We start from the raw sequence: 13,224 nt of genomic DNA, 5'->3' as shown, positions 1-13,224 counted from the left end.
CCGAAGAAAACATCCTCAATTCCCCTCGAACACCGGCTTTTCCTTGGCCACGAATGCCTTGTAGGCGCGCTCGAAATCGCGCGTCTGCATGCAGATCGCCTGTGCCTGCGCTTCCGCCTCGATCGCCTGGTCGAGACCCATCGACCATTCCTGGTTGAGCTGCGTCTTGGTGATGCCGTGGGCGAAGGTCGGGCCTGAGACGATGCGCGCCGCCATGTCGAGTGCGTCCGCCTCGAGGGAGGCCGCATCGACCAACCTGTTGTAGAACCCCCAGCGCTCGCCTTCGGCGGCCGTCATGGTGCGGCCGGTGTAGAGCAGTTCGGCGGCGCGACCCTGGCCGATGATGCGCGGCAGGATCGCGCAGGCGCCCATATCGCAGCCGGCAAGGCCGACGCGGGTGAACAGGAAGGCGGTCTTGGCTTCCGGCGTGGCGATGCGGATGTCGGAGCTCATGGCGATGATGGCGCCGGCGCCGACCGCCACGCCATCGACGGCGGCGATGATCGGCTTGCCGCAGTTCAGCATCGCCTTGACGAAATCGCCGGTCATGCGGGTGAAGGCGAGGAGCTGCTTCACGTCCATCTTGACCAGCGGGCCGATAATGTCGTGGACATCGCCGCCGGAGCAGAAATTGCCGCCATTGGAGAGGAACACCACGGCGTCGACATCGTCGGCATAGACGAGGTCGCGGAAGGTGTCGCGCAACTCGGCATAGCTGTCGAAGGTCAGCGGGTTCTTGCGCTCCGGCCGGTCGAGCCGGATCTTGGCGATCCTGTCTTCGACCTCCCACAGGAAATGCTTCGGCTTCAGCCCGGCCATCCCGGTCATTCGCGTCCCTCCCAGTTGCTGCGGAACGAGGTCAGCATGCCGGTCAGCCGGCGGGCATCCTCCTCGCTGACCTTGCCCAGCAATTCGCCGATCCAGCCCTCATGGGCGGCAGCGATGGTGGCAAAGGATTTGGTGCCTTCCTCGGTCAGCCGCACCATGGAGGTGCGGCGGTCGCCATTGCGGCGGGCCCGAGCGACCAGTCCTTCGGAAACCAGCCGGTCGACAATGCCGGTGACATTGCCATTAGAGACCAGCAGGAAGCGCGACAGGTCGCTCATCAGCATGCCCTCCGGCACGCGGTACAGCGCCGCCATCACGTCGAAGCGCGGCAGGGTCGTATCGAATTCTTTCTTCAGGCGTTCGCGCAGTTCGGCCTCGATCGTGCGCGAGGCGCGCAGCAGCCTGATCCACAGACGCAGTCGGTCCTTGCCGGGTCCCGACGGTGCGGGCAAGGGGCCGGCTACCATGTTTCGCCTCCTGAGATGGAAATTGCCTGTCCGGTGATCGATGACGCCGCATCGCCGCACAGCCACAGCACGGCGACGGCGACTTCCTGCGGCTGGATGAAGCGGCCTTGCGGATTGGTCGAGACAAGGCTCGCCCGCGCCTCGCCGGCCGAGCGTCCGGTCTTTTCAACGATACGCTGGATGGATTCTTCCAGCATGTCGGTCTCGACGAAGCCCGGGCACACCGCGTTGACGGTGACGCCGGATTTCGCGGTTTCCGCCGCCAGCGCCCGCATCAGCCCGACGACGCCGTGCTTGGCCGCCACGTAGGGCGCGACATAGGCATAGCCTTTCAGTCCCGCCGTCGAGGCAATGAACACGATCCGCCCCGCCTTGCGCGCGGCCATGCGGGCCAGCGCCGGCTTCACTGTCAGGAAGGCGCCGGTCAAGTTGACGTCGAGCGTCTTCTGCCAGTCGGCGAGCGTGATCTTGTGCGCTGCTGTGCTGCCGGCCATGCCGGCATTGGCGATGACGATGTCGAACGGCCCGCGCTCGGATTCCGCCGTCTGGTAGAGCGAGGCTATCGACGCCTCATTGGTGACATCGGCGGCGATGCCGAAGATACGGTCGCTTTCGCCGGCCACTTTGGCAAGCTCGGCGTCGCGCCGGCCGCAGATGGTCACGTCGATGCCGGCACCAGCCAACGCCAGCGCGATGGCCCGGCCGACACCGGAGCCACCGCCAGTGACCAGCGCATGCTTGCCTGAGATCGCTGGTGCCGCCGTCATACTTTCAGCCCCGCGACCGCATCGCGCTCGGCCAGCCGGTAGATCTGGTCGCGGCCAGGCAGGTAGGGATCCGGCCATTTCACGCCGCGGTCGCCGAGCGTCACCGCCGCGTGCAGCGTCCAATAGGGGTCGGCAAGATGCGGCCGCGCCAGCGCCACCAGATCGGCGCGTCCGGCCATCAGGATCGAATTGACATGGTCCGGCTCGTAGATGTTGCCGACCGCCATCGTCGCCATGCCGACCTCGTTGCGGATGCGGTCCGAGAACGGTGTCTGGAACATGCGGCCGTAAACGGGTTTTGCCGCCGTTGAGGTCTGCCCGGCCGAGACGTCGCATATGTCGACGCCGGCTTCATGCAGCAGCCGCGCGATCTCGACCGCGTCGGCCGGCGTGACGCCTTCGATGCCGACCCAGTCATTGGCCGAAATGCGCACCGAGATCGGCTTCTCCGCTGGCCAGGCGGCGCGCACGGCGTGGAAGATTTCCAGGGGATAGCGCATGCGGTTTTCCAGCGAGCCGCCATAGGCGTCGGTGCGCCGGTTGGTGACCGGCGTGATGAAGGACGACAGGAGATAACCATGCGCGGCATGGATCTCCAGCATGTCGAAGCCGCAACGGTCAGCCATCTCGGCCGAGGCCACGAATTGGTTGCGCACCAGATCCATGTCGGCGCGGTCCATCGCCTTCGGCATCTGGTTCTCAGGCGACCATGCGACAGCCGATGCCGCCATGACAGGCCAGTTGCCCGAGCCCAGCGGCACGTCGGTGCCTTCCCAGCCGAGCCGGGTCGAGCCCTTGGCGCCGGAATGGCCGATCTGGGCGCAGATCTTGGCCTCGGTTTCTGTGTGGACGAAGTCCACCAGCCGCTTCCAGGCCACCTCGTGCTCGGGCGCGTAGAAGCCGGGACAGCCGGGCGTAATACGGCCTTCCGGGCTGACGCAGGTCATCTCAATATAGACGAGTCCGGCGCCGCCCTTGGCGCGCTCGGCATAATGGGTGAAATGCCAGTCGGTCGGGCAGCCGTCGACGGCCTTGTACTGCGCCATCGGTGAGACGACGACGCGGTTCTGCAGCTTCATCTCGCGCAGCTTGAACGGCGCGAACATCGGCGCCCGGCGCAGCCTGTTGCCGCCGGCACCCGCCTGGCGCTGGAACCATTCTTCGGCACCCCCCAGCCATTCGGCATCGCGCAGCCGCAAATTCTCGTGGCTGATGCGCTGCGAGCGGGTCAGCAGCGAATAGTTGAATTGCACCGGATCGAGGCCAAGATAGCGCTCGACCTCCTCGAACCATTCGAGGGAATTGCGCGCCGCCGATTGCAGCTTAAGCACCTCGGTGCGCCTTGCGTCCTCATATTTGCGGAACGCGGCGTCAAGGTCCGGCTCGGTTTCCACATACTCGGCCAGCGCCACCGCGCTTTCCAGCGCCAGCTTGGTGCCGGAGCCGATCGAGAAATGCGCCGAGGCCGCCGCGTCGCCCATCAGCGCCAGGTTCTTATACGACCAGCGTTCACACAGAACGCGCGGGAAATTGATCCAGGCCGAACCCCTGATGTGGTTGGCATTGGTCATCAGCGCGTGGCCGCCGAGATGCTTGGCGAAGATGCGCTCGCACACCGCGATCGATTCCTGCTGCGTCATCGCGCCGAAGCCGAAGGCAGCCCAGGTCTGCTCGCTGCATTCGACGATGAAGGTCGCGGTCTCGCTGTCGAACTGGTAGGCGTGCGCCCACACCCAGCCATGCTCGGTCTTCTCGAAGATGAAGGTGAAGGCGTCGTCGAATTTCTGGTTGGTGCCGAGCCAGACGAACTTGCATTTGCGGGTGTCGATGTCCGGCTTGAAGATGTCGACGAAGGTGTTGCGCGCCCTGGAATTCAGCCCGTCCGCGGCGACGACCAGATCATGAGTCTCCATGTAAGGCTTGGGATCGGCGATATCGGTCTCGAACATCAGCTTGACGCCGAGCTCGCGGGCGCGGCGCTGCAGAAGGATCAGCAACCGCTTGCGGCCGATGCCGCAGAAACCGTGACCTGACGAGACCGTGCGCACGCCGTCGTGGATGACGGCAATGTCGTCCCAATAGGCAAAATGCTTCTTGATCCAGACGGCGCTGACCGGATCGTTCTTGGCGAGGTTCTCAAGCGTTTCGGCCGACAGCACGACGCCCCAGCCGAACGTGTCGTCGGCGCGGTTGCGCTCGAACACCGTCACATCGTGCGCGGCGTCCCTGAGCTTCATCGATATGGCAAAGTAGAGGCCGGCTGGACCGCCGCCGAGAACCGCAACCTTCATCTGTGCGATCTCCTCTTCGCTCGCTGCCTGGTGAGTATCGCGCCGGCGGCAAAATATTTCAAGCTTAAAGTTTTATGTCGAAATCATTGTGCCGATGCCGGGCAAAGCGCTTGCATGTCGTCCCGCAAGCGCGCCAAAGAGTCACTTTTCCGGGTTCTTCGGGCTCCACAGCACCGTCTCGGCACCTTTCTCATAGGCCATGCCGTCGGGGTAGCTGATCGCTTCCAACTGCAATCCCCAGGGCGCCTGGAAATAGAGAATGGTCTGTCCGGCGGCGGGCCCTTGCTTGACCGGCAGGGGCCCCATGCGTGTCTTGACGCCCTTGCCATCGAGATAGGCTTTGGCAGCGGCGACGTCGTCGACATAGAGGGCGATATGGAAGCCGCCAATGTCGCTGTTCTTCGGCGTCAGATCCTTCTGGTCGGGCGCGGTGTATTTGAACAGCTCGATGTTCGAGCCATAGCCGCAACGCACCATGGTGACCTGCTCGATGACGGCCTTGGGATCGACGCCCAGAAGGTCCTGCATGAAAGTGCCCTTGTCGTCGGCGAACGGGCCGAACGACATTGCCTTCTTGCAGCCGACCACCTCGGTGAAGAAGTCGACCGCCTGCTTCATGTCGGGGACGGTGATACCGGTGTGATCGTGGCCGCGCATGCCGGGGATCGAATCCGCCGAGGCCATGCCGGCGCCGCCAAGGACAGCAGCGGCAAGCGTTGCATTTCGAAGTATCGTCTTCATGTCAGCCCTCTCCATTGGCGGGATCTGGGTCTTTGCGGTCGCATGTCCGAACCCCGCTTTTCGGCATGCGTATGCATTCATGTCGGGGCCTTGGCGGCGGCCGGAATGTCCAGCCAGCCGGCGTCGATTTCGGGCAGCGGAATGGCTGCGATGAGGTCGCGCGTGTAGGCCTGCCTGGGATTGTCGAACAAGGCTTCGGTGGCGCTGGCTTCGACAATCATGCCTTCGCGCATGACGATGACTTGCCGGCACAGCCGCCGGATGACCGACAGGTCGTGGCTGATGAAGGCGACGGTCAGGCCCATCTCCGCCGCCAGCTTCTCCAGCAGGGTCAGGATCTGCGCCTGCGTCGACACGTCGAGGCCGGAGACGATCTCGTCGGCCAGCACGAATTTCGGCGACAGCGCGAGCGCGCGGGCAATGCCGACACGCTGGCGCTGGCCGCCCGACAGTTCGTGGCGGTAGCGGCTGGCAAAGCTCTGCGGCAACCCAACCCGCTGCAGCGCCTCGGCGACACGTTCCTTGAGCCTGTCGCCAAGGCCGTTCTGCTTGAGCGGCGCGGCGATGATGCTGGCGATGGTGCGGCGCGGATTGAGCGACGACATCGGATCCTGGAAGATCATCTGCAGGTTGCGGCGCAACGGCCGCAACTCCGCTTCCGGCAGATGCGTGATGTCGCGGCCGTCGAAGCTGACGCTGCCGGCGCTCGGCTCCAGCAGCCTGACCAAGGCGCGGCCAAGCGTCGACTTGCCGGACCCGGACTCGCCGACGATGCCGGTCACAGAGCCCTTCGGCAAGTCGAAGTCGAGCCCTTTCAGGATTTCAGCCAAAGGCGCACGGCCGATCAGCGGCTTGCGCGTCATGTCGGGCAAGGCGACCTTCAGCCCGCGTACTGAAAACAGCGGCTCAACCATGCGGCCGCCTCCACGCCAGGTCTGCTGCTGCGATCTCGGCGGCAAGCCCAGCCAGCACCACCTCGTCCACCGGTTTCAATGAAGCATATGGATCGGTGTAGCGCGGCGTCGCCGCCATCAGCGCCCGCGTATAGGCGTGCTGCGGGGCGGCGAAGAGCGCCGCCGTATCGGCTTCCTCCACCACCTTGCCGGCATAAAGCACCGAGACCTTCTGGCTGATCTTGGCGACGACGCCGAGATCGTGGGTGACGAACAGGATCGCCGTGCCGTGCTCGCGCTGCAACGCGGCGATCAAGCGCAGGATCTGCTTCTGAACGGTGACGTCGAGCGCCGTGGTCGGCTCATCGGCGACGATCAGCCGGGGTTCGGCTGCGAAGGCGGCGGCGATCAGCACGCGCTGGCGCATGCCGCCGGAGAGCTCATGCGGATAGCTCTTCAGCACGCGCGCGGGGTCGCGGATCTGCACCTCGTCCAGCAACTGCCGGGTGCGCGTGTCGGCCTTCTCGCCGCTCCAGCCGAGAATGCGCACCAGCCGGTCGGTCATCTGCGGGCCGATGCGGCGCGACGGATTGAGCGCGGTCAGCGGGTCCTGCGGGATCAGCGCCGTGCGGGCGCCGATCAGCGTGCGCCGTGCCTTGGGCTGAAGCCTGCCGAGGTCTTCGCCCTCGAGCAGCATGTCGCCTTCGACGACGCGCACGCTTGACGGCAACACGCCGAGCACCGCCTTGCCGATCATCGTCTTGCCGGCGCCGCTCTCGCCGACGAGCGCGCGCACCTCGCCGGGCTGGACGGAAAGCGACACCGAGCGCAGCACGCGCTGGCCGTTCGGCAGCACGGCGCTGAGATTGGCGATGTCGAGACAGGCGCTCATCGCAGCACCGGGTCGAAACGCGCCTTCAGCGCTTCGCCGAACTGGCTGAACGACAGCACGGTGAGGATCAGCGTGATCAGCGGAAACACCAGCACCCACCAGGCCTGGTGGATCGACAGCCGGCCCTCGGCAATGATGCCGCCCCAGGTCGGGTCATCGGTCGAGATCGACAGATTGACGAAGGACAGGATCGCCTCGACGATGACGGCGATGCCCATCTCGAGCGACAGCAGCGCGACGATCGACGGCACCACATTGGGCAGCACTTCGCGCAGCATGATGCCGATGCGGCCATAGCCGGCGATGCGGGCATTCTCGACATAGTCCATGCGCGACTGGCCCATCGCCTCGGCGCGGATCACCCGGCAGAAGCGCGTCCAGTCGATGATGGCAATCGCCAGGATGACGGAGCTGAGGCCGGTGCCCAGCACAGCCACCAGCAGGATGGCGAACAGCACCGGCGGAAACGCCATCCAGATATCGACGATGCGCGAGATGATGCGGTCGGCCCAGCCGCCGAAATAGCCTGCGATCAGCCCGAGCGTCGAGCCGACGAGGCAGGCGGCGATGGCCGCCGCGAAAGCGACGATGAAGGCGATACGGCCGCCGAAGATCAGCCGGGACAAAAGATCGCGGCCGAGGCTGTCTGTGCCCAGCCAATAGCCGGGCTCGGCACCATCAAGCCAGAAGGGCGGCAGCCGCTCCAGCATCAAATCCTGCGCCAGCGGGTCCTGCGGCGCTACCAGCGGCGCGAAGATCGCCGCCAGCAGCGCCAGCAGCAGCCAGCCGCCGGCGAGCCATAGCCTGGGACCCAGTCCGCGTCTTGAGGCCTTATCCATGGCGCAGCCTCGGATTGAGCAGGGCGTACATCATGTCGACCACGAGGTTGATCAACACGAACAGCAGCGCGAAGACGAGCACGATGCCCTGGATCAGCGGCAGGTCGCGGTTGATGACGGCGTCGATCGCCATGTTGCCGAGGCCTTCATAGGAGAACAGCCGTTCGACGATGACCGTGCCGCCGATCAGGAAGGAGAACTGCACGCCGACCAGTGTCAGCGTCGGCAGGGCGGCATTCTTCAGCGCCTCTCGCAGGATGACCTGCGTTTCCGAAAACCCTTTGACCCGCGCCAGCACGACATAGTCGAGGTCGAGCACTTCCTTCAGCGATTGTTTCAGCAACTGCGATATGATCGCCGCCAGCGGCAGCGCCAGCGCCACTGCCGGCATCAGCATGTGCTTCAACAGGTCCCAGGTCAGGTCGAAGCGCAGCCGCAGCAAGCTCTCGAAGAAATAGAACTGGGTGACGAAGGGCAGGTCGAGCTGCGGCGACACGCGGCCGGAAATGTCGAAGATCGGCACCAGCACGCCGAACAACAGGATCAGCACCAGGCCCCACAGGAAATCGGGAATGGAAAGTGCCGCCCCGCTGGCGATGTCGATGCCAGCCTCCACCGCCGTGCCGCGCTCGCGCGCGCCGAGAACGGCCGTCGTGCCGCCGATCACCACCGCCATGATCAGCGCGACGATGGCCAGTTCCAGCGTCGCCGGCAGCCGGTTGAAGACGAGGCCGAGCACGTCCTGCCGCAGCGAAATCGAGGTGCCGAAATCGCCCCGGACAACGCCGGACAGCCAGATGAAGAATTGCTGCACGATGGTCTTGTCGAGACCGTAGAGTGCCCGCAGCCGGGCGATATCGTCATCCGTCGCGCCGGGCGGCAGCATCATGGCGATCGGATCGCCGGGCGCGACGCGGATCACGACAAAGACGACGACGGCCACGCCGAACAGCGTGCTCAGCATCGTCAGAAGACGGATCAGAAATCGTTGCAGGAGCATGCCGGCGTAAGCCCAGTGCGTTTCGGGTGGAACGAACGGCCCCTCATCCGGCCGCTTCGCGGCCACCCTTCTCCCCGAAGGGAGAAGAGGTCGCGGAAGGCTGAGCCCGTCTCTTCTCCCCGCCGGGAGAAGCTGGCCGCGAAGCGGCCGGATGAGGAGGCCTGTGTAAGTTGGAGAAGACCCGCCGTCCTGACAGCGTGCCTTTCGTAAGTCTCAGGCCGGGGTCATCAGGGCCGGCAGCAGCGCGCCGGAAATGTGCTGCACGACATTGACCTTCTTCGAGTGCACGATCGGCTGTGCGTACTGGATGAGCGGCAGCACATAGGCCTCTTCGGCAATGTACTTGTCGACCGCTTTCCAGCCGGCGATGCGCTTGGCCTCATCCTTCTCGCCCCAGAGCGGGCCGATCTTGGCATCGAGGTCGTCGGTCTTCCAGGACGAGTGCGGCGAGGGTCCAAACATGGCGAAACCGGTCGAGGTGGTCGGATCGCCGATGGAATTGCCCCAGTTGTAGAAGGCCGCCGGCGCCAGCTTGTGAGCGGCGCGCAGTTCATAGTGCTTGGCGATCTCGTAGACCTCGATCTCGGCCTCGATGCCCACCTTGCGCCACATGCCGACGATCGCCTGCACCATCTCGTAATCCTTGGGCTTGAAGCCCTTGGTGGTCTGGATGGTGAACTTCGCCGGCTTCTTGGTCGAATAGCCGGAGGCGGCGAGCAATTCCTTGGCCTTTTCCTGATTGTGCTCGACCTTGATCGACGGATCGTAGGCCGCGTATTCCGGCGTCTCCAGCGTGTCGATCGGCTGGCCGTAGCCACGCAGCAGCCGCTTGACCAGAAGCTCCTTGTCCACGGCCATGACGGCTGCCTGGCGGACATTCTTGTCGAGCATAGCGTCCTTGTTGTTGAAGAAGATCATGCCGATGTCGGAGACATTCTTGATCGAGCCGGCAAGTCCGTCCTTGGCGATCAGGCGGTCATATTCTTCGTAGGGAATTTCGAGCGTCACCTGCGACGAGCCGGATTCGATCTCGGCGACGCGGCTCGCGGCGTCGGTGACGAACTTGATCGTCACATTCTCGAAAGCCGGCTTGCCGCCCCAGTAATTCGGATTGGCCTTCAGCCGCAGGAAGGCGTTGCGCTCGAACTTTTCCACCATGTAGGGGCCGGTGCCGATCGGCGCCTTCTCGAAGCCTTCGGCGCCGACCTTCTCGTAATAGGCCTTCGGCAGGATATAGCCGGTCAGGAACGACATCCATTTGAAATAGACCGGATCGAATTGCACAACGTCGCCCGTGATCTTGTTGCCGTCGATCTTGAAATTGCTGACGTTCTTCCAGACGAACTGGATCGGGTTGCCGGTCTTTTCGTCGCCCGCGCGCTGCAGCGACCAGACGACGTCCTCGGGCGTGAAGGGTGAGCCGTCATGCCATTTCACGCCCTCGCGCACCGTCATCATCACCTTGGTGCGGTCGTCGTTCCAGCCCCATTCGGTGAGCAGGCCGGGCGCGAAGGACAGGTCGGGCTTTTGCGGGATGAACTGGTCGAACACCGACTGGTAGAGGCCCTGGATCGTCGGGTTGACGGCCGAGGGTCCGGTTGTCGGATCCCAGGACGGCAGGTTGACATTGTAGGCGATGGTCAGTTCGCCGGCCGCCGCCTTGGCTATTTTCGGCAGGCCAACCGCGGCCACGCCGAGTGCCGCGGCACTGTATCCCAGCAATTCGCGTCTGTTGATTTTCATGGTCGTTCCCCTTGTTGGTTATTGTCTTAGCGCGGCACTATCCGTTCATTGATTCAGGCTTCGTGGGCAGCAGCGCCTTGCCTCTCGTCACCTCGATAAAATCGTCGGAGCCTACCTCCCGCCAAGCTGTTGCGCGAGCATGAAACCCGAGGCCGCACCGGTGCCGGCACCCGGCCATGTCGCGGCTCCCGTCAGATGCAGATTGCCGACCGGCGTGTTCCAGCCGGCATAGCCGCGCGCCGGGCGGAACAAGAAGTTCTGCGCCAGATGGTGGCTGCCGCAGACCTGGTCGCCGCCGACCAGGTTCGGGTTCTCGCGCTCGAGGTCGATGGGCGAGAACACGGACCGGCCGAGGATTTTGCTCCGCAGGCCGGGCGCATAGGCCTCGATGATGTCGAGCACGCGCTCGGCATAGGCGTCCTTGACCTGGTCCCAATGCGCGGGCGCAATCTTGCCGGCAGCATCGCCTGTTATCTCGGCAGGCAGCATGCGCACCTGCACCCACAGCACATGCTTGCCCTGCGGCGCGCGTGAGGGATCGATCGCGGTTGGCTGGCCGACGACCAGCACCGGTTCGTCCGGCAGCATGCCGGCCATTGCCTGCTGATAGGTGCGCGACATGGCGTCGAGCGAGGGCGACAGATGAACATAGGCGAACTGCCGCAACTCAGACCCGGCTCGCCAGTCCGGCAGGTCGTCAAGCGCCAGGTGGATCATCATCGTGCCCGGCGCATACCGAAACTTTCTCATCGCCGTGTCGAAGCCGGCATTGCCGGAACCGCCGGGCAGCAGCGTGCCGGTCAGCGCCTTTGGCGCGACGCCGGCGATGATGGCCTTGGTGGCTGTGTGGGTCTCACCGGAAGCGAGCCTAACACCGGTCGCCTTGCCGGCGGAAACGGTGATCTCGGCCACGTCCGCGCCGGTGACGATCTTGCCGCCGGCGGACGTCACCATGCCGGCCAGCGCCCGGATGATGGTGTCGCCGCCGCCCTTGCCCAGCACCATGCCGAAGCTCTGGTTGGCCATCGATTCCAGATAGGGGAACACCGCACCGCCGGCGATATCGGGGGCGAAGTCGAGATGCATGCCCCAGGTGGCGAGCGTCGCCCTCACATGGGGCGACTCGAAAGTTTCCTCCAGCCACGCGCGGGGTGAGGACAGCAACAGCCTTCCCGTGTCGAGCGCGCCGGATATGCCCTTCTTGCGCCACAGCTTCCACGCCGAGCCGGCCAGCGCGCGGGCGCTCATCGGCGAACCCAGCAGCCGGAACAGATGTTCGGCCTCCCCCGGGAAGGCGGCAACCAGCCTGCGCCATGTGGCGGCATCGGCGGTGGAGAAAGCGGCCATGCGCGTGGCGGTCTTTTCCAGGTCGTTGCTGACGCCGAACCAGCGTCCGTCCGGAAAGGCGCTGGCGAAACAGTCGGCGACCGGGGCGAATTCCAGGCCCTGCACTTTCAATTCATTTGCATATTTCCGGTGGAAGGCAGAGCCGGCAAAGAGGCTCAGATTCATCGCGCCGAAATCATGGCGGAAGCCAGGAAGAGTGAATTCGCGGGTCTGGACGGCGCCGCCAATCGTGGAATTGCGCTCGAAAATCCCGGTTTTCCAGCCTTTGAGCGCCAGATGCGCGGCGCATGCCAGACTGTTGTGGCCCGCCCCGACAAAGATGGCGTCGAACTCGCTCACGCCCCGTTCCCATTTCCTTTATGCTTAAAGATAATTGCAGATGCATATGTTTTCGTCTAGTAGGATATTAAGGGCCGAGACGAGCCTTGATCATCACTGTCAAAGAGGGAACAGAAGACCATGGACACCCAAAAACTCCTCGGCGAAGTCGCCGGCCGGCTGCTGTCAGGCGCCATCAAGGTGGTTGACCTCTCGGCGCAGCTCGGGCCGGACACACCGCTGATCAAGCTGCCGCCGGAACTCGCTGTCGACACGCCCAAGGTCGAGATCCATTCGATCTCCCGCTATGACAAGAACGGCCCTTGGTGGGCGTGGAACTGGCTGAAGCTCGGCGAGCATTCCGGCACGCATTTCGATGCGCCGCAGCATTGGATCACCGGCAAGGACTATCCGGACGGCGCCACCGACACCATTCCGGCGCAGAACTTTGTCGGCCCGGTCAATGTCATCGACTGCTCCAAGGAAGCCGCAGCCGACCACGATTTCCTGCTCACGGTCGACTACATCAAGGCGTGGGAAGCCAAGCACGGGGTCATCAACGCCGGCGAGTGGGTGGTGATGCGCACCGACTGGTACAAGCGCAATGGTTCGGAAGCCGAGTTCCTCAATGCCAACGAGACCGGCCCGCATACGCCCGGCCCGACGGCTGAGGCCATCCAGTATCTGATAGCCAAGGACATCAAGGGCTGGGGCTCGGAGACGATCGGCACCGATGCCGGCAAGGCCGGCGGCATGGAGCCGCCATTCCCGGCGCACACGCTGATGCACAAGGCCAACCGTTACGGCCTCGCCAGCCTGTGCAACCTAGACCAGCTGCCGCCGAAGGGCGCCATCCTGATCGCGGCACCGCTCAAGATCGAGCACGGCACCGGCAGCCCGATCCGCGCGCTGGCGCTGGTCTCGGGGCAGTAAGGAGATCTTCGGGAGAAGATCATGCAGGTTGGCGATAGAGTGAAGATGGGTTACGGGTGGCAGCCTTGCAGCGCTGGCGCTCACCCCCCTCTGTCCTGCCGGACATCTCCCCCTCAAGGGGGGAGATTGGCCGTAACAACGGCTTTCGCCAATCTCCAACTTTGC

The 13,224-nt window shown here is 64.4% G+C and carries 12 protein-coding genes; 1 reads left to right on the top strand and 11 read right to left on the bottom strand.

The features are described 5' to 3' along the window. Positions 1–15 precede the first annotated feature (15 nt). The 11 genes from FJ546_RS04520 to FJ546_RS04470 form a co-directional block, all read right to left on the bottom strand. Positions 16–828, bottom strand: a complete 813-nt coding sequence (locus FJ546_RS04520) for an enoyl-CoA hydratase family protein (protein ID WP_140888261.1) — start codon at positions 826–828, stop codon at positions 16–18. Then, entirely contained in the window at positions 825–1,295 is a 471-nt protein-coding gene (locus FJ546_RS04515; RefSeq protein WP_010913223.1) for a MarR family transcriptional regulator, read from the bottom strand. Before FJ546_RS04515 ends, FJ546_RS04520 begins: the two co-directional genes overlap by 4 nt. After that, positions 1,289–2,062 (bottom strand): SDR family NAD(P)-dependent oxidoreductase, encoded by a 774-nt coding sequence (locus FJ546_RS04510; RefSeq protein ID WP_140888260.1) that lies wholly within the window; start codon positions 2,060–2,062, stop codon positions 1,289–1,291. The genes FJ546_RS04515 and FJ546_RS04510 overlap by 7 nt, the downstream gene beginning before the upstream one ends. Continuing rightward, the gene (locus FJ546_RS04505) at positions 2,059–4,353 is read right to left on the bottom strand and encodes a bifunctional salicylyl-CoA 5-hydroxylase/oxidoreductase (RefSeq protein WP_140888259.1); all 2,295 of its coding nucleotides are present in this window, start codon (positions 4,351–4,353) and stop codon (positions 2,059–2,061) included. The genes FJ546_RS04510 and FJ546_RS04505 overlap by 4 nt, the downstream gene beginning before the upstream one ends. A 141-nt stretch (positions 4,354–4,494) precedes the next feature. Further along, the gene (locus FJ546_RS04500) at positions 4,495–5,094 is read right to left on the bottom strand and encodes a VOC family protein (RefSeq protein WP_095771756.1); all 600 of its coding nucleotides are present in this window, start codon (positions 5,092–5,094) and stop codon (positions 4,495–4,497) included. Positions 5,095–5,171: 77 nt separating this feature from the next. Then, positions 5,172–6,008: an ATP-binding cassette domain-containing protein gene (locus FJ546_RS04495; protein WP_140888258.1), complete on the bottom strand. Its 837-nt coding sequence runs from the start codon at positions 6,006–6,008 to the stop codon at positions 5,172–5,174. Then, on the bottom strand, positions 6,001–6,879 hold the full coding sequence (locus tag FJ546_RS04490) for an ABC transporter ATP-binding protein (RefSeq protein WP_140888257.1): 879 nt from the start codon (positions 6,877–6,879) through the stop codon (positions 6,001–6,003). The genes FJ546_RS04495 and FJ546_RS04490 overlap by 8 nt, the downstream gene beginning before the upstream one ends. Beyond that, entirely contained in the window at positions 6,876–7,718 is an 843-nt protein-coding gene (locus FJ546_RS04485; RefSeq protein ID WP_140888256.1) for an ABC transporter permease, read from the bottom strand. Before FJ546_RS04485 ends, FJ546_RS04490 begins: the two co-directional genes overlap by 4 nt. Further along, positions 7,711–8,718 (bottom strand): ABC transporter permease, encoded by a 1,008-nt coding sequence (locus tag FJ546_RS04480; protein WP_140888505.1) that lies wholly within the window; start codon positions 8,716–8,718, stop codon positions 7,711–7,713. The genes FJ546_RS04485 and FJ546_RS04480 overlap by 8 nt, the downstream gene beginning before the upstream one ends. A 213-nt stretch (positions 8,719–8,931) precedes the next feature. Continuing rightward, a complete protein-coding gene (locus FJ546_RS04475; RefSeq protein ID WP_140888255.1) occupies positions 8,932–10,461 on the bottom strand; it encodes an ABC transporter substrate-binding protein in 1,530 nt (509 codons plus the stop codon). 111 nt (positions 10,462–10,572) lie between these two features. Continuing rightward, positions 10,573–12,147, bottom strand: coding sequence for an NAD(P)/FAD-dependent oxidoreductase (locus FJ546_RS04470; protein WP_140888254.1), 1,575 nt, complete (start codon positions 12,145–12,147; stop codon positions 10,573–10,575). A gap of 120 nt (positions 12,148–12,267) precedes the next feature. On the opposite strand from FJ546_RS04470, the gene FJ546_RS04465 reads away from it, so the two are divergent. Then, complete coding sequence (locus FJ546_RS04465; protein WP_140888253.1) at positions 12,268–13,059, top strand: cyclase family protein; 792 nt, start codon at positions 12,268–12,270, stop codon at positions 13,057–13,059. The last annotated feature ends 165 nt before the right edge of the window (positions 13,060–13,224 follow it).

Origin of the sequence: Mesorhizobium sp. B2-4-19, from assembly GCF_006441315.1 — a bacterium.
Lineage (GTDB): Bacteria > Pseudomonadota > Alphaproteobacteria > Rhizobiales > Rhizobiaceae > Mesorhizobium.
Note: the sequence above shows the minus strand (reverse complement) of the source record. Positions and strands in the feature narration are given on the sequence as shown.